Source organism: Aquimarina mycalae (assembly GCF_029906345.1).
In the GTDB taxonomy this organism is placed as follows: domain Bacteria; phylum Bacteroidota; class Bacteroidia; order Flavobacteriales; family Flavobacteriaceae; genus Aquimarina.
Window position 1 is genome coordinate 404,350 of sequence record NZ_JARYGY010000005.1, and the last position, 26,450, is coordinate 430,799.

24 protein-coding genes and 1 tRNA gene are annotated in these 26,450 nt (G+C 32.1%); 19 read left to right on the forward strand and 6 right to left on the reverse strand.

From position 1 onward, the window contains the following. Positions 1–4: 4 nt before the first annotated feature. Positions 5–1,054: a M28 family metallopeptidase gene (locus QBK95_RS14220; protein ID WP_280934891.1), complete on the reverse strand. Its 1,050-nt coding sequence runs from the start codon at positions 1,052–1,054 to the stop codon at positions 5–7. A gap of 171 nt (positions 1,055–1,225) precedes the next feature. Between QBK95_RS14220 and QBK95_RS14225 the strand changes: the two genes are divergently transcribed. From QBK95_RS14225 to QBK95_RS14240, 4 genes are all read left to right on the forward strand, one after another. Continuing rightward, a tRNA-Ser gene (locus QBK95_RS14225) sits at positions 1,226–1,310 on the forward strand. A gap of 208 nt (positions 1,311–1,518) precedes the next feature. Continuing rightward, positions 1,519–2,394 (forward strand): LytR/AlgR family response regulator transcription factor, encoded by an 876-nt coding sequence (locus tag QBK95_RS14230; protein WP_280934892.1) that lies wholly within the window; start codon positions 1,519–1,521, stop codon positions 2,392–2,394. Between the two features lie 121 nt (positions 2,395–2,515). Beyond that, on the forward strand, positions 2,516–3,082 hold the full coding sequence (locus QBK95_RS14235) for a hypothetical protein (protein WP_280934894.1): 567 nt from the start codon (positions 2,516–2,518) through the stop codon (positions 3,080–3,082). Positions 3,083–3,496: 414 nt separating this feature from the next. Beyond that, positions 3,497–5,305, forward strand: a complete 1,809-nt coding sequence (locus QBK95_RS14240; protein ID WP_280934896.1) for a M61 family metallopeptidase — start codon at positions 3,497–3,499, stop codon at positions 5,303–5,305. 80 nt (positions 5,306–5,385) lie between these two features. On the opposite strand, the gene tssO is transcribed toward QBK95_RS14240, so the two are convergent. Genes tssO through QBK95_RS14265 form a run of 5 tightly spaced genes read right to left on the reverse strand, consistent with a single transcriptional unit; the run spans position 5,386 to position 10,372 of the window. Then, a complete protein-coding gene (tssO, locus tag QBK95_RS14245; RefSeq protein WP_280934898.1) occupies positions 5,386–5,889 on the reverse strand; it encodes a type VI secretion system TssO in 504 nt (167 codons plus the stop codon). A gap of 31 nt (positions 5,890–5,920) precedes the next feature. Further along, the gene (locus QBK95_RS14250) at positions 5,921–7,078 is read right to left on the reverse strand and encodes a hypothetical protein (RefSeq protein ID WP_280934900.1); all 1,158 of its coding nucleotides are present in this window, start codon (positions 7,076–7,078) and stop codon (positions 5,921–5,923) included. Positions 7,079–7,082: 4 nt separating this feature from the next. After that, entirely contained in the window at positions 7,083–8,072 is a 990-nt protein-coding gene (locus QBK95_RS14255) for a PKD domain-containing protein (RefSeq protein ID WP_280934902.1), read from the reverse strand. A 24-nt stretch (positions 8,073–8,096) separates the two neighbouring features. After that, the gene (locus QBK95_RS14260) at positions 8,097–9,932 is read right to left on the reverse strand and encodes a type VI secretion system baseplate subunit TssF (RefSeq protein ID WP_280934903.1); all 1,836 of its coding nucleotides are present in this window, start codon (positions 9,930–9,932) and stop codon (positions 8,097–8,099) included. 8 nt (positions 9,933–9,940) lie between these two features. After that, the gene (locus QBK95_RS14265) at positions 9,941–10,372 is read right to left on the reverse strand and encodes a GPW/gp25 family protein (RefSeq protein ID WP_280934906.1); all 432 of its coding nucleotides are present in this window, start codon (positions 10,370–10,372) and stop codon (positions 9,941–9,943) included. 201 nt (positions 10,373–10,573) lie between these two features. Between QBK95_RS14265 and QBK95_RS14270 the strand changes: the two genes are divergently transcribed. The 15 genes from QBK95_RS14270 to QBK95_RS14340 all read left to right on the forward strand — a co-directional run bounded on the left by QBK95_RS14270 (position 10,574) and on the right by QBK95_RS14340 (position 26,365). Beyond that, positions 10,574–11,197 carry a C40 family peptidase gene (locus QBK95_RS14270; protein WP_280934908.1) on the forward strand — a complete coding sequence of 208 codons (624 nt, stop codon included), beginning with the start codon at positions 10,574–10,576 and terminating at the stop codon, positions 11,195–11,197. 32 nt (positions 11,198–11,229) lie between these two features. After that, the gene (locus tag QBK95_RS14275) at positions 11,230–12,153 is read left to right on the forward strand and encodes a hypothetical protein (RefSeq protein ID WP_280934910.1); all 924 of its coding nucleotides are present in this window, start codon (positions 11,230–11,232) and stop codon (positions 12,151–12,153) included. Beyond that, entirely contained in the window at positions 12,150–13,025 is an 876-nt protein-coding gene (locus tag QBK95_RS14280) for a TssN family type VI secretion system protein (RefSeq protein ID WP_280934912.1), read from the forward strand. The genes QBK95_RS14275 and QBK95_RS14280 overlap by 4 nt, the downstream gene beginning before the upstream one ends. Before the next feature lie 255 nt (positions 13,026–13,280). Further along, entirely contained in the window at positions 13,281–13,667 is a 387-nt protein-coding gene (tssD, locus tag QBK95_RS14285; protein WP_280934913.1) for a type VI secretion system tube protein TssD, read from the forward strand. A 145-nt stretch (positions 13,668–13,812) separates the two neighbouring features. After that, positions 13,813–14,208 (forward strand): type VI secretion system tube protein TssD, encoded by a 396-nt coding sequence (gene tssD, locus QBK95_RS14290; RefSeq protein WP_280934915.1) that lies wholly within the window; start codon positions 13,813–13,815, stop codon positions 14,206–14,208. A 17-nt stretch (positions 14,209–14,225) separates the two neighbouring features. Next, positions 14,226–14,960, forward strand: a complete 735-nt coding sequence (locus QBK95_RS14295; protein ID WP_280934917.1) for a hypothetical protein — start codon at positions 14,226–14,228, stop codon at positions 14,958–14,960. Beyond that, a complete protein-coding gene (locus QBK95_RS14300; RefSeq protein ID WP_280934920.1) occupies positions 14,957–15,727 on the forward strand; it encodes a hypothetical protein in 771 nt (256 codons plus the stop codon). The genes QBK95_RS14295 and QBK95_RS14300 overlap by 4 nt, the downstream gene beginning before the upstream one ends. A 51-nt stretch (positions 15,728–15,778) precedes the next feature. Then, entirely contained in the window at positions 15,779–17,563 is a 1,785-nt protein-coding gene (locus QBK95_RS14305; protein WP_280934922.1) for a type VI secretion system Vgr family protein, read from the forward strand. Further along, positions 17,553–18,635, forward strand: a complete 1,083-nt coding sequence (locus QBK95_RS14310) for a DUF2931 family protein (RefSeq protein WP_280934924.1) — start codon at positions 17,553–17,555, stop codon at positions 18,633–18,635. The genes QBK95_RS14305 and QBK95_RS14310 overlap by 11 nt, the downstream gene beginning before the upstream one ends. A gap of 8 nt (positions 18,636–18,643) precedes the next feature. After that, positions 18,644–20,110, forward strand: a complete 1,467-nt coding sequence (locus tag QBK95_RS14315) for a T6SS phospholipase effector Tle1-like catalytic domain-containing protein (protein WP_280934926.1) — start codon at positions 18,644–18,646, stop codon at positions 20,108–20,110. Between the two features lie 12 nt (positions 20,111–20,122). Continuing rightward, entirely contained in the window at positions 20,123–21,010 is an 888-nt protein-coding gene (locus QBK95_RS14320) for a hypothetical protein (RefSeq protein ID WP_280934928.1), read from the forward strand. Further along, a complete protein-coding gene (locus tag QBK95_RS14325; RefSeq protein ID WP_280934930.1) occupies positions 21,003–21,680 on the forward strand; it encodes a PAAR-like protein in 678 nt (225 codons plus the stop codon). The genes QBK95_RS14320 and QBK95_RS14325 overlap by 8 nt, the downstream gene beginning before the upstream one ends. Positions 21,681–21,694: 14 nt before the next feature. After that, positions 21,695–24,949, forward strand: coding sequence for a toxin VasX (locus tag QBK95_RS14330; protein WP_280934932.1), 3,255 nt, complete (start codon positions 21,695–21,697; stop codon positions 24,947–24,949). Further along, positions 24,943–25,701 (forward strand): hypothetical protein, encoded by a 759-nt coding sequence (locus QBK95_RS14335; RefSeq protein ID WP_280934934.1) that lies wholly within the window; start codon positions 24,943–24,945, stop codon positions 25,699–25,701. Before QBK95_RS14330 ends, QBK95_RS14335 begins: the two co-directional genes overlap by 7 nt. Before the next feature lie 247 nt (positions 25,702–25,948). After that, on the forward strand, positions 25,949–26,365 hold the full coding sequence (locus QBK95_RS14340) for a hypothetical protein (RefSeq protein WP_280934936.1): 417 nt from the start codon (positions 25,949–25,951) through the stop codon (positions 26,363–26,365). The last annotated feature ends 85 nt before the right edge of the window (positions 26,366–26,450 follow it).

Genomic DNA, 26,450 nt, shown 5'->3' on the forward strand with positions numbered 1-26,450 from the left:
GCACCTACTCCTTAACACCATCAACCACTAATCTGTTTTCTCTATTAGCCACTTCCCAAGCCGTGTAAAAAACTAATTTAGCTCGTTTAGTCATAAGATCATATTCAATTTTATCTGGAGTATCAGAAATCTGATGATAATCATCGTGAACTCCATTAAAATAAAATATGATAGGAATATTATGTTTTGCAAAATTGTAATGATCACTTCTATAATAAAATCGATTAGGATCATCTTTTGCATTATACGTATAATCTAAATTTAGCTTTGTATACTTATCATTAACTTCTTCGCTTAAATTATGCAACTCAGTACTCAACCTATCACTTCCTATTAAGTACACATAATTACTCTTATCATCTCCTTCATGCGCCTTATCAATCCTACCGATCATATCAATATTAAGATCAGTTACTGTGTTTTCCAATGGAAAAACAGGGTTTTCAGTATAATATTTAGAACCATACAGCCCTTTCTCTTCGCCTGTCACATGTAAAAACAAAATAGATCTCTTAGGTCCATGCCCATTTTTAGAAGCTTCAACAAAAGCCTCCGCTATTTCCAACATACTAACTGTACCAGAACCATCATCATCTGCGCCATTAAAAACATTTCCTTTATTATCCATGCCCACATGGTCATAATGTGCAGATATAACCACTATCTCATCTGGTTTTTCAGTACCTTTTATATAAGCCAATACATTCTCTGATGATTTAATACCACCTCTGAAATAACTTTCTGGTATTTCTTGAAAATAATCATCTCCTCCCATAGGAGAAGGTATTCCCATTTTTTTATACGCTTCTTTTAAAAAATCTGCTGCTTTTTTCTGCCCTGGTTCCCCAGTATCTCTTCCTTCAAATTCATCTCCCGCAAACTTAAACAAATACGTTTTAAGCTCATTAGAAGTAATAGTTTCAGCATAAGACGTAATATCTAATTTTCCTTTTTTCGCTTTTGAAGAATTAGAACTCCCCGAATTTGATGAATCATGCCAGCTTCCACAAGAATATAGTACCGACAAACTAAATATGATTAAAATATCTCTCATCTTATTATTGTATTTGGTATATGCAATATACAGATTTAGAGACATATGATTTAGCAAATGTTTTCTTAAAAGAAAGAACCTTGAAATTAATTGGAAAAAATCTTTATAGAATTAAAAAAGGTTATTATATTTGCACCCGCATTCAGGAAATACCTGATGAGACTAAACACTGGAGAAATGGCAGAGTGGTCGAATGCGGCAGTCTTGAAAACTGTTGAGGGTCACACCTCCGGGGGTTCGAATCCCTCTTTCTCCGCAGATAAAACGCTTCATCTTTTGATGAAGCGTTTTTATTTTACAAGAATCTAGAATTTTTAACCCCCAAACATACACTCCGAATTAGACTTTCCTTATCAAAATTAAAGTATTCTTTACCACGAATTTTAAACCAAGGTTTTGCATAAGTACGAATGAATTATACACTACAAATAAAATCAACTAAATTTGTTTTGTAAAGATTTCAAATGACAAACACTGTTTCAAAATCATCAAACCTTAAAGGAAGCTTAATTATTATCTTCCTTACATTAGTTATTGCTATCACTTTTGAAACATTACAACAACTTTATTACATCAGAAGATACAATCTTGTATCTGACGTCTCTTTTTTCTACCTTTTAAAAAGCCAATCTTATAGCTGGATCATTTGGATATTATTTTCATTAATCTTGATTTGGGTGGTTAAAGCCAAAACAAACTCCAAAAAAAACACAATTACGGACATCGCACACTATGTATTTATAGTATTTGGGTTGGTCTTTTTATGTATATTAACTATTGCATCTTTACAGCAATTGCGATCTGGAGATACCTTTTCCATAAACCTATTTCTTAACGAATATCTGCCATTTTTTATATTTCAAAAAACCCCAGTATATACCTTAGGCTACTTTGCTATTACTATTATTTTATATTTATATTTCTCTAATGAGCAACTACAAATCAAGGTTCAAAAATTATCTGAAATAAAAGAGATCAATAAAGATTTGTATCAACAACTACGAGAAAGAGTAGATGATAAAACAACCATTCTCAATATCAAAACAGGAAACAAACGCAAAATCATACCGACTTCAGAAATTCAATGGATAGAAGCCGATGATTATTGTGTAAAAGTACATACAAATAATGGTAACACTCATGTGATGCGAAGTACTCTAAAGAGTTTAGAAGAGAAATTAAGTAACAATTTTCTGAGAGTACACAGAAAAGCAATTGTAAACATGGATAGCACAAAAGAATTAAGTTTATCCGGAAACCCAAAACTAATTCTTTCTAACGATATTACAATTCCAATTTCGAAAAGCAATCTAAAAAACGTAAAACAATTCCTCTCTTAAAAAAGATTTTAGAAATTCTTTAACCAAGTTTACTGCAAAAAAAGTTCAGTTCCCAGCATTTTCAATAATACGCAATGTATTTTTTTATTGATTTGAATACTATTAATTCAAAATCATTATTATGAAACACTATGCCTTATTTTTTATACTCTCTTTTCCAATTATAATTATAGCTCAAAAAAACTATGGTATATCTCCAGAATTCCCATACGGACAAGCTAATCCAGAAGCTCCAGAGCAAATTAAAGATTTTGAATCTATGATAGGAATTTGTGATTGTAAATCAGTGGTCCGAAAAAAGGATCAAAGCTGGGCCGATCCAATTAATATGACCTGGACATTTAAATACATTATGAACGGAATGGCTATTCAAGACGAAACCATTAAAGAAGATGGCGGACATTCTGGAAGCATTAGACAATTCATTGCAGATAGTAGCAAATGGTATGTTCACTACTATTCTTCTAAAGGACCTACTACTTCATTACCTGTTTGGGAAGGAAACAAAAAAGATGATAAAATTGTTCTATATAAAGAACAAAAAGCGCCTAATGGAATGGAAGGTAATTATAGACTAACTTTTTATGACATGTCTAATACGGGCTACAAATGGATTGGAGAATGGGTAGATACCAGTGAAAAAATCATATATCCCACTTGGAAAATTGCTTGTGTCAGAAAGAAATAATAACCTAAGCTATATTATAAAATATTAGTTTCCATCCCGTTTTCCTTTTCAATACGGGTAAGAAAAATAATCTCTTAAGAAATGAATTCTTAAGAGATTATTTTTTTATTAATTTCACACAAAACAAAGTTACGCTCCTACTAACCATATTTTAACCAATAAAAAAGAGTTAAAAATCAATATTTAAAGATAAAAGGCTTGTTTTCAAATTCTATACAGGAAATTATCTACTATTATTTGTCCAATTAAGAGTTTGTTGTATTTTTGAAGTTCGTAATGGTTGTAAAAATTTATTTTTTTACCGTTAGGTGCCCCAAAAAAAATTGAACTTCCCTATTTGATTCTTGGTAACTAATTATTTTTATTTTTGCCAAACACATTTACACATATATATTTTAACCAAAACACTTTTTAATGAAATCTTATCGATTTTTTATTTTATTTTTCTTTGTCTTTCTAATCCAATTAGGTTACAGCCAAGTAAGAAATGAATATCAAATTTCTTTTGAAAACGCAGTGCATCATGAAGCACAAATCGAAGCAGTATTCTCCAATTTAGAAAGCGGTACTATTTCATTACGAATGAGTAGAACCTCTCCTGGTAGATATGCGTTACATGAGTTTGCAAAAAATGTATACAATGTAAAGATCACTGATAGTAAAGGAAAAGATGTAAATATCACAAGACCTAATCCTCATCAATGGGATGTTTCTGGACATGACGGTACGCTTAATGTTTCTTACACTTTATTCGCTGATCAAGGTGACGGAACATATTCTCAAATTGATGAAACGCATGCACACTTAAATATGCCTGCAACATTTATGTACATCCCAACACTAAAAGATCGACCTGTACAAGTTACCTATAGAGTTAGAGAAGACCTTAAGTGGAAAGTAGCGACCCAATTAATACCGCTTGGAGGAAATGGGTTTTTAGCCCCAAATCTTCAATATTTTATGGATAGCCCTGCAGAAATCAGCAACCATACTGTAAAAGAGTTTAAGGTAGAATCTGGAGGAACTGAATACACCATAAAACTAGCATTACATCATCAAGGTAGTGAAGAAGAAGCAGATCAATATTTTGAACAGGTAAAGAAGATTGTTGTACAAGAAAAAGAAGTTTTCGGAGATTATCCAAATTTTGATTATGGAGAGTACACCTTCCTAGCTTGCTATATGCCTAATGTTTCAGGAGACGGAATGGAACATCGTAACTCTACTATTTTAACAAGTACACGAAGTCTTGCTGATGGAGGAATGGAAAGAAACATCGGAACCGTTTCTCATGAATTTTTCCATGCCTGGAATGTAGAACGTATTCGTCCTATTTCTCTAGAGCCTTTTGATTTTGAAAATGCTAATATGTCTGGTGAATTATGGTTTGCTGAAGGGTTTACAAGCTACTACACAAACCTAATTTTATGTAGAGCAGGTATTATCACTCAAGATCAATATATAGAAGGACTAAGTAATACGTATAATTATGTATGGAACTCACCTGCTTTGGAATATTTTAATCCAATTGAAATGAGTTATCAGGCTCCTTTTGTTGACGCTGCAAGATCCGTTGATCCAACAAATAGAGGTAATACCTTTGTATCTTATTACTCCTACGGAAGCATGTTAGGATTAGCATTAGATCTATCTTTGCGTGATAAAGACGATTTAAACTTAGATGATTATCTCAAACTAGTTTGGACTAAATACGGAAAAACAGAGATACCTTATACAATAGAAAATTTATTTTTCACTTTAAGAGAATACGCTGGAGACTCTTTTGCAGATGATTTTTTTAAAAAATATATTTTTGATAGCCAAATTCCTGATTTTAAGAAATTACTAGCCTCTGTTGCCATATACCCTAAAACCAATAGCAAACAGGCATACCTAGGAGCCGATATTGAGTTTAACAATGATGATAATGCAGTAATATCTAGATATGTAAAAAAAGGTACTCCCGCTTATACCGCAGGTTTAGAAAAAGGAGATATTATTGTAGCTATTGACAATCAATCATTTTCTGATATTGACCAATATAATGCTGTACTTAAAAAATACAAACCTGGTAAGAAAGCTACCATAGTATACAGAAGAATGGGAGAAGAAAGAAAAGCCTTGGTAAGATATGGGGTTAGCCCAAAAGTTGTAATAACACAATATACCAAACCTAGCAAAAAAGCTTTACAAAAAAGAGAAAACTGGTTAAAAGCAAAATAACAATGCAATTGACTGTATAAAAAAAAGTGTATGATATGTTTCATACACTTTTTTTTATTTTTACGTAAATAAATTACTTTCTACCTTCGTAAGGCATCAAGATATCTATTAGCTTCATTTAATTCTTGTCTTAACCTATCCAGCTCTTCCTTATACTCTTCAATTCGTTGATCTACACCATCATACTCCTTTAACTTAGATTTAAATGCCTGTATATCCACATAAGAGTTCACAATATTAGTATACATATCATATCGATAAGTAGAATCTTCTTTAGGAATAGATTTCTGTAAATCTACAATCGTTGAGCTTATTTTTGCATTAATATATTGAAGGTTTTGCCCAGGTGTATCCAAAGAATCGATCAAGGACTTCACATTTTCCATGCCATCAGAAAACTCTTTTTGAAATTGTATCTCTTTCTCTACAGAAGCAGAACGTTCTCTCAATACTGAATTTTCTTTAAAAGGCACTCTATCAAAATCAAAAAAGAATGCTGTAACAATTAACGCTACTGTAAACAAAAATAATAAGCCGAATTTTAGCACACTATTTCTTCTTTCTTTACTGTTTTTTGGTTTCATTTTTACAATTTATAATTTAATGACACATTTTTTAATCTAACAAGAAACTGCGTCTATTTTTAACATCTGGTTTAGCTATAACTTCTTCCTTCACAAAGATATTAGAATCCGATTTTTTTCCAATATAATCGAGCTCATTTAATTTCTTAAATAGAGAAAGCATTAATTTTGTAAAACTGGAAACATTATGCAATGCTTTATTTATATCTGTGTGTTGATATTCTAAATCCATCATTTCCACCAATACGTTTTCAAACGCTCCTTGATTAAGATCACACCAATCAGATAAATAGTTAAGTAATTCTTCTTTTCCTGTCCCTACATACACATCCATATTATTTTTGATTACTCTGGCTAGTGCCATTAATTTAGTAATCATAGTTACTGGCGGTAAATGCCTATCATAAAGTCTAAACTCAGGTAACATTCCTCCCAAATACTGCAAAGTACCTTGAGTCAATGTTAATACCATAGTTGCCAATTCATTTGACTGCTTTTTCTGATAAATTTTTTGAATAATATTCATTGAATATTTTTCAATCGCGTTGAAAAAAGTATGTATTTCTGTATAGATATACCTCAGATCTTGATGACTCTGGATAGAAACACAAGGCGGTATAAAATCTTCTGCTAAAGACGCTACTCCATCACTAAATTCTATTTTCCCTATAGTTATGTGATGCTTACCGAACTCCTCTTCATTAGCTTCTGCCATATTAATCACGTTAAGATTATATTCTGGCAGTACATAAGGATGTCTAGGAGGTTCTTCTTCTGGATTTGCATCTCCCACAGGAATTCTCCCATAAGGATTAACACTAAGCACAATATAACATTCTTCTTCTGTTCTATTGATTTTATATTCGGTATTTATTATACTTCCTTTCTGGTCTAATGAGGCCGATATTTCTGGGGTAATATTAATAATATACCCACCTTTAGTAATAGCTCTACACCTATTAAGCTGAACCTTTACCGTATCCTGACCATCCATAGAAAACACCAGGTCAACAGCATCATCACCCATTAGATCAGGCAATAATCCATAATTAACCGCATTAATATCTTTAGAACCTATGAGCTGAGAAAAATTAGTAAACGCATTATCAGCTTCAATAAAGTGATTCTTATTGATCTTCATACCATCAATCCAGTTGACACGATGATGATTTTTATTAATTAATTCCATTCGATTAAAATAAGCTTGTTTTAGAATATTTGATGACAATATTCTTTATACAATTGTTCTTTTCGTGATTCAGTTGTAATTCTTTTATCTTAATTCCTTTTCCTTTTATTTTCTCACAAAACTCAATAAATGTAGTTCTTTTTTTATTGACTATTATAGATAAATTAAGGTTTCCACATAAGAAATCATTGAAATTTTTAGCAGTAGCTTTCTTCTTAGAAACAAGAATTAGTTTTGATTCAAATTGTTTCTCTCCAATATAAGGTGCCTTAAATTCTTCTTTCGGCGCATCCTTAACATCATCTGTAGGAGCATACTTTATCGCTGTAGTGGATTCTTTTGGTCTTGAGATATCTCTTATTGGCTTTTCTTTTGGTTTTTCCTTAGGAAGCACGTTGATTTTCTTTTTAGTACCGTATTGAGGATCTCCATTTACAACAAGTGTAACTGTTTTTAATCCTGAAGTATCATATATGTATTCAGGGTTTTTCTTAGTAGAATTCACCTTAGCAGTCTCTCCAAACCTCCACTCCCATGTCATTGCATTAAGTGTTTTATCTTTTACCCTTAACACCTCTCCTACAGTTATCGTTTTTGGCAGATCAAATTTTGCAAGCTTTGTAGAATCCAGAATAAAAACCTTCTCCTTAATAGTTAATGTCTCAATACTTTCACACCTTCCATTAACTTTTAATTTTACTATATACTGTCCAGGTTTTTCGTAGGTATGATATGGCGATACCCTTGTATCCACTTTAGAGCTATCCCCAAAATCCCACTCACGTTCTATCACTCCCTGAGTATTGTCTTTAAACCTGATAATCTCTCCTACTCTTAAATTTCGTGCATTAACATCAAAATTAACTATCTCACAAGGTGTATAATTAATATACTTATAGGCAAATACTGTTGCGGTAACTAGTATTGTAATTATAAAAAACAATACCACAGATTTATCCAAATGATAATTTGTTTCGTTTTTTGAAGTTTTCATCATAAATCGTTTTTCAAAATATAATTAATCTATTACTGTTATTTTATATGGAAAAACATTTAGAGATTGTTGTTCCAATATTGATAAAATATTACTTTTTAAAGAATTCCATTCTGTTTCAGAAGTTACAACTTCTTTACTTGCAAACAACATTACTTCTATACAGGGTATTAAACCTTTAGAAATACGAATATCAGTTTTAAATCCTTTAGTAACTTTCACATCTTCTACTTTATTACTACATAATTCATAACAAAGTGCTTTTACATCTTCTCTGGTAACTATTCTGTTTCTAGATAATAAGGCCCTTCGATAGGCATTTAATCTTTCGTCCATTCCAAGATTATTTTTACCCTGAAACGTAGAAGTCAAAAACATACTTCCTTTTTGTTTTAAATCGCTTCCTTGATATATACTAAGAGAATTACCTGATTTTATCTGATTCGCTTCTTCTCCATTAGTCACCCAATACTCTACCAAAAGCGTATCCTTCTTCTTATAAGGTTTTACCGAAACATAATTTGTTTCTTCCGAAGTTTTTTTCATATCGGAGACCTTTTTTTCTAATAAGGATATATTTTGATTAAGCTCATTTATATTAGATTGTAAAAAATCGTTTCCAAAAAAAGAAAAAGAAGCACTTTCATCCTTCAGCAATTCAATCAAATGTGTTAAATACTCCCGTGCTTTTCTATAATCAAGCTTACTTACATTATCTCTTCGGATCACATAAGTTCCTTTATGATCTTTGGAGGAATCGTTTTCTCGCAATCTATACTCTTTACCAGATGTGTTTGAAATAGATTTCATATCAAGAAATAATTCCTGGGTACTTATCGGAACAATATCTATATAATCCTTTAGTTGATATGAAATACTCTCCCATTTTCTATTTAATGCTGGAAAAGCATTAAAAGTGCAATACACACTTTCTAGAATCGCATCATCTACTATTCTAGGAAACTCTATTTTAATCCAATTAAAATCTCCTAAATCATCGTGATCTTTGAGATTTATAAAGTTAGAAAATTCTTCTGGCATTTTTGCTTTAGAATCCAACGAAATATCTGATTTTACAGAAATATAGTGTTTTTTATAGAGCTTCTTTACCTGCTCTTCAATATTCCTTGTTTTATTAGGCTTATAATCAAAAATGGATTCTAAATTTATACGCCTTGAGATATCACTATTAAAATACCCTGGAAAAGTGTCAATCAACTGTCCATCTAAATAAAATTTAGCATTTTTAAGGTGATGATAGAAAAGCTCATTCTCTTGCACATCTAAGAGCTCAAAATAAAATGACACATCTTTTATTCCTATTTTTTGATGTTCGGTTTTAACGCCAAGATATAATGTTGAAGGAGGTAATGAACCTCTTTTATTAAACGATAATGAACTCACCGATTTTCGCTTACCTTCTATTTCATGAATTTTATCACCACATATAATACGACTAATAGAAGCATCAATAAGTTGATTTTCCTGTATTGGCGAAAAATAGATATTCTTTAACTCATTACTAGCATTCTTAGACTTCACTCTTTTTTTATAATAGAGCAAATGCTCTGGAGTAATGCTTGCTTTTTTTTCAATGGGTTCTGCATAAATAACACCATGTGCAGGGCGTGATCCATATAAAGTTTCCGGCGTCATTAACTGTATTAAACGCTCTGTTATTCTAGTTTGAGAATTATCAATTTCTCCAGAAATCTTCTCTATTTCTGAAGCACAAGCTCCAATAAGAAGAGATACTACAGGATCAAAAGAGCTTTCTATCTCATTTGGGGAAACTCCCCAAAGCGAAGCCGCCTTTTTGATCATTCTATTTTTTATCTGTACTTTATTTTCTGAACCCATAAACTCTTTTAAAACGAAAGTGGTGCAATATAAAACCTTTCTAAGCAAGAAAACTGCTCATTAGTTCGACTAACAACTCCTCTTACATTAATATCAACACGTTTTTTGATCCTATTAAGACTACCTCTGTTTTTAAATTCTTCTTGTTCTATTGACACTTCAACATTTACTTTTTTAAGTCTTTTTTCCTGAGAAACAATACTTTCTACCAAAGATTCTGTAATTGTGTTTCGTAATTTATTAGTACTGGTAAGATTATCAAAATCCACGTTCCATATTGAACAACCAAAGGATTCATCAAAAGTACATTCCCCAAAATAGGAGGTAGTAATTAAATGAATAAAGCCAACTATTGATTCTTTTAAATCACAATTATCAATTTCTTTGTTTTTGACAATTTTAAAAGTATCGATAGGTATTTTATAATATGAAGTAATCATAAATAGTGATTTGTGTGCTTTAATATACTTCTTAAACAGATGCAATTTAATAAAGATTTTATTTATCAGCACTTCGTTATCCAATAAACTATGTAAAAAATTAAGGATAGATATTTTTATCATATTATTTTAATGTAATCAATGCATGAAGTCTAGAAAATAACCATAAGTTTTTTATATTTGTGTAAATTTAATTTTCACATGAATATACTTTCTAAAACGCTTATTTTATTTATTATCATTGTTGGGGTCATGAGTTGTGGGGGTTCTAAAAAAGCAGAACAAGAAGCCTTAGCAAAAGCAAAAAGGGATTCTATTGCCCTAGCTCAAAAAAATGCAGTATTACCAATTCAGAAAAAATACGGAGCTATTCTTGGGGTATCTCCAAAAGAAATAAAGAATGTTCCTCTATATAAATTCATAGATGAATGGATGAATACACCTTATAGAATGGGAGGAGAAACTAAAGATGGGATTGATTGTTCTTTCTTTTCGCAATACCTGTTCCATGACGTATATAATAATCTAATTGAGCGAACTGCTCAAAAACAATATGATGCTCCTGATACAGATAAGTTTTTAGGCCAGGAGTTTTTAAAACAAGGAGATTTGTTGTTTTTTAATGAAAGAGGTTCAGAACATAGACCTATAACTCATGTTGGTGTCTATCTTGGTAATGACAAATTTGTACACTCTACAGCCAGAAAAGCTAAATCAGGAAGGAATGGCGTACAGATAAGTGACTTTAAAAAGCGTCATTGGCAAAAAATGTTTGTGGCCGCTGGAAGAAAACCAAAACTAGCCAAAACTACAGATAACAATTAAAATCAAACACATTTTCTATAACTCCTTGACAAATGAATAGTAAAGAGGTACGAGATGTTTATGAAGAATTAACAACCGCCTACCAAAATTTAAAAGCAGAGGTTTTTGTAACTGAAATTTTGGAGAACTCTGATGTAGAGCTAACGGATATTGATATCTTTAATCAAAGTACTTTTTCTAGATCTTACAGAAGAGACGTTATCGATTTTAATGTAGATACGTATTCTAGTAATACAGACAAACTACAGTTCAACCTTGCAAGAAATGGACTTTATGACACACTTCCTGAAGGATTGTTCCATGAACCTGTAAAAACGAAAAGTGCACTTTCTTATAGTGAACTACATCAAAAACAGAAAAAACAAGAAAAAGACGCTAGATCCTTTTTCTCTCCTCTCGAAAATGAGTTTTTTACTCAAAAAGTTATTATAGAAAAAAATGAGAGAAAGTTAATAAATGAATTCACGAATCTAAAAACTGATTTTTTATTAAAATTCTGGAAATTAGACGATGATATCCCTGCAGATTACAGCATCAAGCTTTTACAATTATTACCATATGTTCATAAAATATCTGGTGAAATTGAGCTTACTGCCTTAAGTCTGGAAAAAATCATTGGAGAAACAGTGATAATTGAAAAAAAATACAAAACCCTTGAAGAAAACACTAATCATCTAACTAGTGATTATCAACTTGGAGTGGATCTGGTTTTGGATCTAAAAGAAACTGTTATTTCGTATCCTTGTTGGGAAATAACAATTGGCCCCGTCAATAAAAAAAATATTGATAAATATATTGTAAGCGGTGCTACTACAAAATTTATTACTATCTTTTGTGACTATTTTATCCCTATGGAAATAGACACAAAAATTAACGTAACACATTCGAGTAAAGAGGAAACATTTGTATTACATGAGACTAACAGTCCTAGAATGGGGCTAACAACTATGATATGAATTTGATATTACAATCTACAGCATTAAATGCTGATTTTTTTAAGGTAGGAATTTTGCTATTGGCAGTTAGTGCTATATTAATGGGAGTAGTTGCTGGATTAAAGAAGCTTTTTGTCAAAAACAAAAAGAAGTTTCTCCTATATATGGTTGTAGTGCTTTTATTATTTGCTGCAACGGCATTATTAAGTAACGAAAAAGTACTTAATGATATTCCTCTTAATAGCTTTATTGGATTTCAAATTATCTTTTTATGTTTAGGTTCGTTACACGTATTAACTATGCGTAAATTTTTTCCTAATCTATTAGATGATACCCCTACCCGTTTCTGGCCAGAATTTTTATATACAGTAGTTACTATATTTGTTGGATTGATAACTTTTCTGATGGTTGTCGGCATCTACAAACCCGAATATAAATATATCTTTGCAGCGTCATCTATCTGTTTTCTTATTCCATTAATGGTAGTTAAACTATATGAATTTGCCACTTCTGTTCCAGTTCCTATTTACAAAAAATGGTTCTACCCTATTGACAAAAAAATCAAAGACCCTAAAGATGATGAACTCGCAAATCCCTTGGTTATTTCATTTGAGTTCAATAAAGGAAAGAATTTTGAAGAACTAAGTAACTTTAGGTTAAAAGCACCAGAAAAAATGGAGTTTGGAAAACTGTTTTACTTCTTCATTAATGATTATAATGATAGACATCCTGAAGGAGAAATTCAATTCCTTGATGACAAAAACAATCCTCACGGATGGATCTTTTACACCAAACCAAATTGGCTAGGATCACAAAATCATATAGATTTCACTAGAACCATAGAAGGGAACAACATTAAAGAAAATGATGTGATTATCTGTAAGAGAGCTTAATCTTTAATGTTAAAAAATTGTTAAAAAAAAGATCTTCATCTCCTCGTTAAGATCTTTCTTTATTGGATTAAGTTCACGATAAAGTGCAAATTCCCTGAAAACAGTGTAATCTTTTTCTTTCTTAATTTACTGACTCTTTACATTTTAACAAATGAGTAAGGGTAACACTTTTTATTATTTTGTTATCTTTATAGTGTACAAGTTACGTTTATTATATACTTATTATTATTATTTATTAATTAAAATTTATTTATTATGTCTTTTAAAGCAAAATTAAAAGTTGGAGGTAAAGAGTACAATGTATTGAACTGCAACTATGGTCTTCACCAAGAAACTGATGCAACTGGTCGTCCATCTTCTATTACTCGTGGAGGAATGATTTCTATTGAAGTTGAATCCACAGCGGACACAAGTTTATCCGATTGGATGTTTAATAACTTCGAATTAAGAAGTGGTTCTATTGTTTTTCTTAAACGAGATACAGAAGCTACCGCTAAAGAACTTACTTTCACTGATGCATATGCAGTTAAATATGTAGAGAATTTCGATGCTACAGGAAAAAACCCAATGATCGAAAGAATTACTATTTCTGCTAGATCAATTGCAGTTGGAAATGGAGAGCACGTAAATGACTGGGTATAAATAACCAAATCATTTTATATAAGATTAGATAAAGGGAGTGTGTTTTTCACTCCCTTTGCTATCTTAAAGCATCATTTCCTCTATTTAATTATTTCATACAATAATGGAACTGATAAAGTAGTTATTAATATTAAAAATAGTACTTATGTCATTTTTAGCAAAACTAGATCTTGATGGGGAAGAGATTAACATTTTGGATTGCTCTTTTACCTTTAGACAAGATACCGATTATACTGGAAGACCATGTGCCAAACCGCAAGGTGGGCAAGTAAGTTTATTAATAGAATCTACAGCAAAAACAGATTTCTTAGATTGGACCATTTCTCCAACAATTACTAAAAATTGTAAAATCACTTTTTTTAGAAGAGATAATATGTCTAGTCTAAAAAACGTAGAAGTCAAAGATGCCTATTGTATAGAGTACACTGAGCATTTTAATGCTGAAAATTCAAAACCTTTACAAATACACTTAGTACTTTCTGCAAAAGAAATTACTATAAAAGGGACCACGTTTACGAATAATTGGCCTTCTAAGGCGTAACATATACCATAGTTACTATGGGAAAGCAGCCTAAAAAAACGGTTACGGAGATCAAAGAAGATCTTCGTAAGAAATATGATGCGCGTAAAGTTTATGGGTGGTCTGGATATGTTGATGACCCTAGTGAAGCGGCTATACTTACATTAATGGAAGATATTTCTGCTGATTTAGGGATAATACCCTCATACTTTAATACAATAGCTGTAGGTGAAGGATTAAACTTATTTGTAGATGATAATTATGATCCTAAACCTCCTCATCATGTAATCATAGACCAACCTCTTAGTGGTTTCAATGTGTTAGGCACGGATGATTTCGGGTCAGAATTCCCTAGGTATAAAAAATACCTTCCAAAAACCTATAATGAAGGAAAAACGAAGGCAGATTTTAAAACTGGAGCAGAATTCATTCAGGAAGTGAGAACAAATGAGTTAGGTAAAAAAACTATTTCTGGTATATTTAAAGATTTGGAAAGTGCATTATGGGCTTTCGGAGCTACGTTAGCGCATCGCCAGAATCTTTTCTTATCTCACGCTAGTAGTTTTGCTTATGGCACTCCTACCGAAGATCAACAAGCCTATTGGACCTATGTATATTATCAAGGAGAAGGAAATGCAAAACGATGGCTAAAAGCCAATAAAGGTTTTGATATTACTACAAACAAATCTTCTAGAGGACAAGTACATATTTTAGCCACAGAACGTCTTGCAACCTGGCGTTACGTACAGACGAAAAAAATATTTTCTAAATGAAGTTAACAAAAATTTTTAGTACAATAGCATTTTTAAGCTTGCAACTTGGTTGTATTTCACAACAATCCAAAAATGTTGATTTTTCTGTACAAGATCAGTTATTGGCGAACGTTTATGATAAATATTATGAAAATCGCTTAGATTACGGTGACAGCTATGGAGAAGCAAGAGATACTATCTTGATACGCTTTAGAGAAACTCTACTTAAAGTAATTAGTGATAAGGAATCTATTTCGCATTCTTTTGATTCATTAAATAGCAAAATCAAAATCATAGTATCTGAAGATCAAAAATTACGAATTTTCTCATGGGATGAATTAAATGGAGGGACTTGGCATATCTATAATTCTATATTTCAATACAAGGAAAATGAGATGTATAGCTTTGGTGACTTAAAAATAGTTCAAAAAACACCAAATAGTTCATCATATTCTGATGTTGCCTACGTTCATATAGATAAACTTTCTGATACAGAGTATCTATTAAAAGGATATGGTACTCACGGTGGTGGACAAGATTTTTATGTATTCAGAAAAATAACTTTTAAAAACAATCAGGCAAGAGATTGTGATAGATGTTTTAATGGCGAAAATCAATTGCTGTTTATAAAACCTAGAGCAGATAAAACATCTCCTGTATTCAAGTCCTCAAGCAATACTATTGAACTACCAGAATATAAGGAAAATGAAAATACAGGTTTTCTGGAAAAAACAGGAAATACAATTACGCACAGCTATAAAAATGGTAACTTTATAAAAACTGAGTGAAAACATCGCAAGTGTATTATAAATTGCTAAATCACTAAAAAAACTAAACGTATGGCATTACAATCTAACACACAAATATTTATCGGAGGAATTGCGATAAATGCATACAAGCGATTAATGCTACATCAAGAAATTGATTCGCACCATATATTAGAATTAATTTGTAGAATGGATGTTCTGGAAAATATTTCTGGAGACATTGCTTCTCAAACCAAAAATTATCTTGGACAGATTATCACAATACAAATATCTTCTACAGGAACATTATCGGGTTATAAAGAATTCGAATTTAAAGGTGTCGTGACTTCTGTTAATAGTACCATGGGATTCCATCAGCAAAATGGTGATCTGGTCACTATAAAAGCACATAGTTGTAGTATTATTGCAGATGATGGGCCACATTATAATTCTTTTAATGATGTAGACCTATCTACAGTGTTAAACGAAACCTTTAAAGGTTATGACCAATCCAAATTAGAAACAATCTTTAACCCAAGTAATGCAAACACAATTCATTATAGTGTACAACACAAAGAAAGTGGTTTTGAATATGCAAGTAGATTAGCAGCGCAATATAGCGAATGGTTTTATTACGATGGAAGTGCTTTGATTTTTGGAAAACCACAAGATGAAGAAGAAGTTACACTAACCTATGGTCACGATTTACAGGAGTTCTCTCTGGACTTAAAGCCATCTTCAAACAATTACAAATACTTTACCAATGATTATTTGAGTGATGGACAACATGAAAAAGCAACAAATCAAGTAAATTCTGGAGTAAATGGATATAATGGGTTTACTAGTAACAAAGGGGATGAATTATTTCCTAATGAGACGAATGTATATTTAAACTCTTATAATGATTCATCTCTAAAACAAAGATTAGACGCACACGTAGAACAGCAGAAAAAAGCTGAAGAAATTAAGCAAGTAATATTCAGAGGTTCGAGTGATAACCCAGGAGTGAAAATTGGTCAGTTGGTTACCATTAGTGGTGAAAACGAAAGTTACGGTACGTATAGAATTACTAGCGTTACACACACCAATACTGAAAATGGGAGATATCAAAATAGATTTGAGGGAGTTACTGCGGATTTAGATGTATATCCTAATACGAATCTTATGGCATTTCCTAAGAGTGAGACTCAAGTTGCTATTGTAAAAGAAAATAGTGATCCAGATGGTATCGGAAGAATTCGTGTGCAATTCCCTTGGCAAAATGAAACAGGTGAATTGACACCTTGGTTAAGAATCGTAACTCCGCATGCGGGTGGAGAAAAAGGTTTTCATTTTATCCCAGAAATTGATGAAGAAGTATTAATAGGTTTTGAAGGAGGTAATGCAGAAAGACCATACGTATTAGGTACACTGTATACTGGAGGAGCAAATCCTGGCGGTTGGAAAACTCAGAACAATGATATAAAAGCTTTAAGAACCAGAAGTGGTCATACGGTAGAGTTAAATGATGCAGATGGTTCAGAGTTTATAATGATTACCGATAAAAATAAAAATATAATTCACATAGATACTGCAAATAATGATATTACGATTTCTGCAGGAGAAAACATGACATTAAATGCTAAAAACATGCAGATAAATGTGGATGAAAATTTAGATATATCTGTAGGTAAGAATAAAAACGAAACGATTACTGAAGATTATTTTATAAGTGCAACAAATGAAGATCGTCAGATTGGAGAAACGATAAAAGTTATCAGTAGTGAGTATAAACAAGAAGCTCAAGAAATAACCACCGATGCCAGTGGTGAGATAAAAACAAATGCAGGTGGTAAAATTATAATCGCCAGTGCAGAAACTGTAGAATATGGAGAATAAGAGCAGTATACTAAATACTGTGTTACTAATAATATTGTTTACAATAATGAGTGTTGGAGTTGTTTCCTGTCAAAAAAACAATACAACCCAAACCCCAACTAATACAATAAAAGAAATGACAAAATATGAATGGAGACCAACTGCATCTGCTCCGAAATTTAATCCAATGCAGATTCATAAAGGTCGTTTGATATATGAAAATGGAGAAAGTATCTATATCCCTTCTGGGCATACTTTGCATCAAGGATGGGGTAAAATTGGGCCAACACATGTGGTTGGAGAAGACCTAAAACCAATACCAGTTCAATTAGAAATAACATGGATTTCTTATCTCGAAAAGAAGTTTTATAAAGGCACCTTCAACATTCCTTCAGAAAAAATAAATCAATTATTTAATGACGGATATGTAAATCGTTTTGGAAAAAAAGAAACCTTTGGAAGAATAAATATTGGATTAGCTCCAAAAGGAATAGTTGTATTATGGGCTATGGGCGGTGGCTGGTCTAAAGAAATTGCAAGATTTCAGGCGTCTGAAACAGAAGTAAGTATCAAAGAATTTGCACCAGGAGCTATAATCACAATGGAAGAGTTTATAGAATCCGTATTAGAAGAAGATTTTAGTGAAGAGGTAAAAGCCAAAATGAATCCTGATAGTATCTCTTTTGGTAAATGGGATGATTATCGACAAAAGTTCCAATGGAAACCGTCTATTGAATTCTATCAAAAAGGAGCTTTAAAAGAACTTCAAATATCTTTCTATAATGGCGAAAGTATCCATACCATAGGTTCAAATAAAATATTATCTAAATTTCAAGATTATGCGGTGCCTGATCACATAAGATTGGATTGGATGGATGAAAACAATAATGAATTTGGAAGCAAAATCTATTTCGAGGAAGATGAAATACAGACGGTTTTTCAAACATTTTATAAAAACCTTAACCAAAAAACTGGAGAATTGGTTTTTAAAATTGACAAATACAATAGCAATATTACGATAGCACTGCAAAACGAATCGGAAAAAATTGATATCGCAAAAGCAAGAATAAAAGTATACGAAACTTCTAATTAATAAATATTATGGGAGGTATTGGACTAACAGCAACATCATCAGGAGCTCAAGAGACTAGCAAAAATGTACTAAGCGGAGTTAATGTACAAACAGCTCCAGTTCACGTTGGTAATGCAGAATTTGAAGAACTAACTCCAGAAGAAAGTGTAAATATTACTGCTGCTGTATTTTTTGATGGTACAGCTAATAATAGAGAGAACACCAATATTCGTCTGGAGTATGAAAAAATGAAACGAGGAGAGCCTCATAATGAAGAGCTGGTAAAAAAATATCGTGATTTTTGGTGGGGAACGCCTTGGAACCCTAATAAAACAGGAAGTTATGATAATGATCATTCAAATATCTCACGAATTGAACCAGCCTACGAACCAGTTGATGAAGAAAAAGTAAAAAAGTTTTCTGTATATATAGAAGGTATTGGAACAGAAAATGAAGGATCCGATTCTAAAATTGGAATGGGATTAGGTACTGGATCAACTGGAGTTAGGGCTAAAGTAAAAAAAGGATGTGAAGAAGTATCTAATGTAATAGCTGATATGGGTGTTACTGATATTAATATTCTTAGCATTGAAACATATGGGTTTAGTCGAGGAGCAGCAGCAGCGCGAAATTTTATTCACGAAATAACGCAAAGAAAAGGGCAGATAAAAGAAATAATCACAACAGGATCGGGTGAATATGCACCAGTTTCGACTACCATTATTTACTATGATGTTGATTATGGCGCTTTGGGTGAATTTTTAGAGCAAAAAGGGATCAAAGTAAAAATGATTGTCATTCATTTTGCAGGATTATTTGATACTGTTGCCTCTCTAGGTTTAGCGCACGGTAATAATACTGCTCAACTTAAGCTAAATGCTGTAAAAAAATCACAACATACATTACAGCTAGCAGCTGGTGATGAACATCGAAGTAATTTTAGACTCACTGATATTAATAGTACAGGAAATCGAGGCGTAGAAAAATTTCTTCCTGGAGTTCATTCTGATATAGGTGGCGGATATGTTCATAATGCAGATGAAGAACTTCGTTTAGATTATACACTTACTAATCTTAATGATTTACGAGCAGAACGTGATTTCTTAATAGAGCAAGGATGGTATAAACCAAAAGAAATCACTGTTAGCGATTTTTGGGGAACTCTTACTGGTCATAGAAAAGGTCTCAGCAATCGATATAGCTATATTCCATTGCAAATTATGGCAAAATTTTCAAAAGATAAAGGTGTCAACTTTATACTAAGTAAAGTTACAAGGTCTTATCCCATAACTTCTGAACTCAGTGCCACCAAGGCTATTTTAGATGAATATGTATTTAATGATGATGTAGAAATGTCTTATAACAATCCAGAACATAGGATACTATTAAAAACGCTTCGAAATCGTTATTTCCATTTCTCTGCACACTACAGTAGTATTGGAATGGGCCCTAACAGAGTACATGGTAATCGACAACGTGTAACACAAGCTGGATAATACAAAAAAAAAATGCAACGTGCCCTATCCCATATCAACCAGATCATTAAACTCAACGGAGAAAGAGTTACTCGTACATATACTTCAGAAGTAATAAACCTAATTGAACAGGGTAAAAAAAAATCGTACGCTGCAGTTGGTATTGAGTTTGACCTTACTTTTTATGGAATGGATGAAGAAGGATTGCTTAGGTATAGAATAGAAGTCCAAAAACGATTCTTACTTAACGAAAAGTTTAGCGTTATCCGTAAGGTAGACAAAGCTCAAAAAATTGCTTTAAAAGTTGCTGCTATTAATGATATCCTAGAACTTAAAGTAGATAAAAGTTTTAAGCTAAATAAAGTAATCAATACTAAAGAGATACGGCAAAAATGGAAAGATATTAAAATTGATCTCTTAGAAGAATATCCAGATTTACTTACCATGGCAAGTGATTTTGATTGGCAACTTCAAGAAGATAATATTCAGGAAATATTTTTAGAAGATAACTTTTATCAGTTCTTTTTTGCAAATATTTTTTATCAAGAGTTCGAAAATAAAAAATCAATCCAACAACCCAAAGTTGTGTCTAATGCGTTAGGTACTATCAACATCCCTATTATAGAACAAAAAACTATACATAAGCAAGATGTTGGGTTCACCAAGGTGGTAATTGCATCTGATGCAGAAATGGATATCGATCATAAAAAATTTCCTTTAGCCAAACTAAATGGTTTTTTAGGAAAGTTGCCTACCAAACCAGGAGATCAACACACACTGGATTTTGATTACAAAGGAAGGTATAAAATAAAACCAGAATATGGGTTAGTTACAAAAGGAAAATTAGAATACACCTTTGAGGTAAAAGATTTATATAAAAAAACAACTACCATAACCTTTAATTTAGAAAAAGATGAGTAGTAAAATATACGTATTAGATGGTGCATTGTTGCAATGCAATCAAGGTTTTGTTCCTGCTAAACTTTTGGTAACGCAAAATCAAAAGGTGAAGATTCAAGGCAAGTTTAAGGCAACAGATATGGATGTACAAGTGCCTGCTACTTTTGGTCAGTGTAAATTAAAACCAACTAGTGGAGGGTATTTACCGTGTATACCAGCTTTACAGAAATGGACAAAAACCACAAAAACTTCCACATTAGGGGGAAGTAAAAAATTCTTATATGAAGATTCTGAATGTATGTGCGGTACTGGTGGTAAAGTAACTATTATGCAGCCTATGCAAATTAACACTGCTGGAAGCGCAAAAGAAAAGTTCAAAGAAATAGCCATGGCTATTCCTGGTGCAATGATGGGTAATGACAAAGCTCCAAAAGTAGTAGAAAGTTACTGGATGGATGAAGATGGAAATGAAAAAGTCGATACAATTAATTATGGGCAAAAAGCATCCATTTTTGTAATGACAGAAAATATGGATCCTGGAAAAAGCTTGAAAGTTAATGTATCAGAAAAAGAAGGAAAACAGATAGATGGAAAACAAGATCAGCTAGTATATTCGGGAACTGTAAAGGCGGATGGTACAGCAGAGCTAAAACTTTTGGAAACAGAAGAAAACTGGAATAAAGAAAAATAAACTTCTATAGAATTATGGGTGGCAGAACAAGAGAATTATCATTGCAAATAGAAGCAGAAGGAAGAACATTTGATTTTAGTGATCAAACACTAGTATTAGAATGTAAAGCAGAACCTACAATTAAGTTACATTTTTTGAGATTTGGGGTACTTCTAGACACCCCAAAAGAAAGCCATTTACAAGCTAAAGTAAAAACGGAAGACGGAAAATCGCAAAAAGATGAAAATGGTAATATCATCTTAGAAGAAGTCATTATTTCAGATCCTCGATTAGAGAATTATAGTACGGTACACACAGGTCTAAACCCAGGTTATGTATACATTATTGATGAAAGTAAACCTGATCAATCTATAGAATTCGAAGTAGATGAATATGGTAATTTTAAATCAATTTCTTGGGAAAAAGGTGAAGAAGGTTTTCCCGATATTAGGATAACAGATGGAAAAGATAACAATAATGGATACTATGAAGCCGAGTTCGAAGCTGTAGTTTGGGTAGCCTACTCTCCTATTCAGTGGACAAAGGAATATTATGACTCTTTTGTTAGTGATGCTGGGAAGCGAAAAGATCGAATGACACAAATACAGGCTAGCGGGTTTCCACTAGGAACGATACAAAGTTCTACGGATCATGCTCCTTACACAGGTATCACCACATATTTCTCTTCAGAAAATAAAAGTCTTTGCCGAAGTATACAGCAAAAAATAGATGCTGTTCAGAGAATAGAAGAAAAAAGAGAACAAAATCGAAAAGAAAACTCTGATCATCAAGAGCCAGAGATCATGACTGATATGTTTGTTACATTGGATGATCCAATAAATTCTGCAATAGATATTGGTGAAGGTCTTTCTGATAAAATATTAGATTTCAAAGCATTAGTAGATGCTATACAAACAGGGGAAACTTTAAAACAAGCATACGATAGATTACTACAAGGCAATTTAGAAGGACCAAAACCTGAAAAAGAATACCAATCGTTATTATCATTAGCGCTAACATGCTATCTAATGGTCTATAATGATAAAGATTCTATACTAGAATATGATGGTGGGTCTCCAGGATGGAATTATAGTGATCGTCATTCTCTGGATCCACGTCCTAAAACTAAAACTTTTTATGGTAAACACACATCACACACTTTACCAAACACCAGTACAATAGGCTATGGATTAGATTATCAAAAATTAGAAGGTATATTAGGAATAAAAGAACGAACTGCCCTTAGAGAAGAAATAGTAGAGTTTAAAAAAGATTTTGCTAAATATCTTGAATCAAAAGGATTTAAAAAGGTTCTGGACGACTATACAGATAACCTGAAAGAACGTACCATTGAAGGACGCGGATTATTATTAGAGCTTTTAGACCCTATTACCATTAATACATATGATTTTGACAGACATATGCTATTAAAAAAAGAGTATAAAAAATCTGATGAATGGATCGATTGGGTATATCGCATGATCGACGAAGATTATGAAAATGAGTTTTCAAATACGAATGTAAAGAGTACGACTTCAGGGTTCGAAAAATTAGACCCTATGTACGCATTACTTACTCCGACCATTAACTTGGATAAAGTAGTAGATAAAACAAGAAGTATTAGCCATAAAATTGCCAAAGTATACAAGAAAAAATTAGGGCATCATTCGAAGCAAGCTTTTGTAATGAAAAAAGTGGGGCGTACTATGTTCAAGGAAATTGCAGACAAGCAAGAATTCGTAGTTGCTAAACTTAATAATAATCTAACCGTTTTTGGTGAAAACATGTTTCATATCGAAGATGGAGAGATGAGAATGAGGTTACACGAATTGGGTGTAGAGATAGATAATGATTATATCAAACAATCCAATAATGTAAAGGTAAAAGGCAAGCATAATTATGCAGGTAAAAAAGGAAACCTTTTAAAAAGAAGACCAGGTTTTAAGAACACCAAAATGCAAACCGAAGTTTTAAGAGCAATACACGGTAGTGAAGGAATAGAGATTTTAGAAAGTGTTGATAATGGTAGTTCACAAAATAAAATCAGCCTACGTGTACGAAAAAAAATTGGAGCAGATGAGATAAAATCCAATGCAAAAAATGTGAAAATTGCGCAAATAGTAAATGGTCGTGCTTTTAATGGGGTATTTGCTTTTTTAGAAGCTATTAACCTGGTAGCTGCATTTAATAAGGTAAGAAGTGAAAATAACACTAAAGACAAAGTTAATTTTGTAGGTGCGGGTGTAAAAATGACAGAGGCTGGAACGAATCTTCTTAAAGCTCAACTTAATTTTAAAAATCCTAAAAACCCAAAGATTGTAGGAGTTGGTAAATTTGCGACGCAGCTAAGTCTTATAGGAGGAGCTTTTACGGCAGGTATGTGTTTTTGGGAAAGCGTAGAAGCAATGGATAAAGGTGATATGGATAGTGGAATAGCTCTGGCGGGTGCAGGCGCAGCTTTCGCATTATCTACCGCTGCTCCTTATATATTTGCATCTGCTTCTGTAGCGGGGCCTGTAGGCTGGATCGCTGCAGGGATTGGTGTAGGATTAATCATTATTGCAGCCTTATTAACGGATAGTGAATTAGAAACTTTTTTTAAAAACTTTGTGTTAAGTGACACAGAAGCGTTTCCAAAAGCCGAAGGAGATACTCCTATGGAATATAGTCGTAAGGTATTAGCCAACAAAGAAGATTTGGTAGACGATGATTATATAGAAACACTAATGCATCCTTCAGATGCAGAAGCTAGTTTATTTGATGCAATTGTATGTAAAAATATGATCTTCACTCCTACAGAAACCAAAATTGAAGGAGATGGGTATAATCCATATACTAATCCTGGAAATATCAAAACTCATACCGTATCTGCCTATAAAGTAGATATGTCGTTTGTACAATTTTTTAACCAAGAAAATCAAGTAGATACAGAAATACTATTTTATCCCGACGGTATTAAAAAAGGAAATCCTATAAGACTTCAAGTAGATGATGGAAGCCTCTGTAAAACAACAAATAAACAAGGTAAAGACGCCTTGACCTTAGCTTTTTCTATACCTGAGGAACAACAAGATCGAATCACTAAAAAATCCGAAGTGCTTTTTGCTCTTAGATTAAAAATTGACCCATCTGCTAACTTGTATTTCCCATATAAATTGGGCGGAAACGAGCGTTATCTAGGTGCTAAAATTAAACTAAAAGGAGAACGCTTTATGTTATCTGATATGACACAAAATGAGGAAGTTTTGTTTGCTCCTTTAAGAGATCTTAAAAATTCTGAAACATGGTAGATTTTAAAAGGGAAATCACTCATACCGATTATAAATATGAAAAACAACTCAAAAAATACTATCATCGAGTAGAGAAAAAAATTTTTAAATTACCACATGGATTGGATAAACTCAGTAAAAAAGAAGAAGAGAAATACCGATATACTACTGATCAATTTATTATGTTTCATACCAAAGGTAACATAACTCCAATTTTAGGAGGAGCAATATCTTTAATATTGGCACTCATTTTTGTGGATAGTTTTTTTTCAGGAGAAAGATTAGAATGGTTTGAACTATTTGTTTTTAGTTTATCTGTGATCTTAACCCTTTTTTTCGCCATATATTATTTTACCAAACCCAAAAAAGAACAAATTTTAAATCGTAGAGATGGATTAATCACTTTGACAGGATTTTATTGGCAAAAAAACATCACCATGCCTTTTAAGAATTGTTTATTTGCTTATACAACAGGAGGAGAAGATGGTACTGGAGCTTTTATGTTACAAGCCATACGCCCTACCAAAAGTAGATTAAATTCTTACGATGATTTTATGATCTCTAGTGATTGTTATGACTCTATGTCTTTAATCTGCTGGTATATGGATAAAAATCGACCTTTACCTCCTGGAGATGCATTTGATGAATATCGTCAACAAGATTATGAAAATCGTAAAGCAAAAGGTTTTCCGAGACCCTTATATCCAGGAATATCAACACCCGAAACTACAAAAGAACAACAAAAAGAACGACTTGCTATTGGAGGATGGTAAAGAATTAGGAATGAAAATATTCAAGATATCTCAAAGAAAAACTAATTTTTTATTAAAAGTAAATAGTGTTAATGATAAAAAAATTATAAAAAAAACGCTTTCTCCCGATTTTCAACTGTCTTTATTTTTTTTGATAATTTCAGTGGTATTAGAATTTATTTTTACGATAATGTATAATGAGTTTGTATATATCGGATTTTTTTTCGCTATTCTTTCATTTATTTTCGGAATAATAACATTTGTTAATATGAAAAAAAAAGGAAACATAAAATTTATCCTAGATAGAATAAATGGACTTATTATTTTTCCTAAAAACATTCATAATTTATCTACGAAGGAATACAACATATACAATATCAGAATAGATAAAGATAACAAAGAAGTTTATTATCTAAAAGAAGATAATCAACATCACTTAGTATATCATTTCTTAAAAAGAATAATAACTAAAGATAGTTTTCTAAACGATTGGAATTTTATTTTTTCGTATATGGATAAAAATCGACCTTTACCTTCTGGAGATGCATTTGACGAATATCGTCAGCAAGATTATGAACGTCGTAAAGCAGAAGGTTTCCCAAAACCTTTATATCCAAGTTCTATAAAAACTCCCGAAGCTACCAAAGAACAGCAAAAAGAACGACTCGAGATTGGAGGATGGTAAGTTCTTAAAACACTAAGTATTCTCACATTGATAGAAATCAGAAATTCATATTTTTTATATACAATTTTAAATAATTGTTTTAATA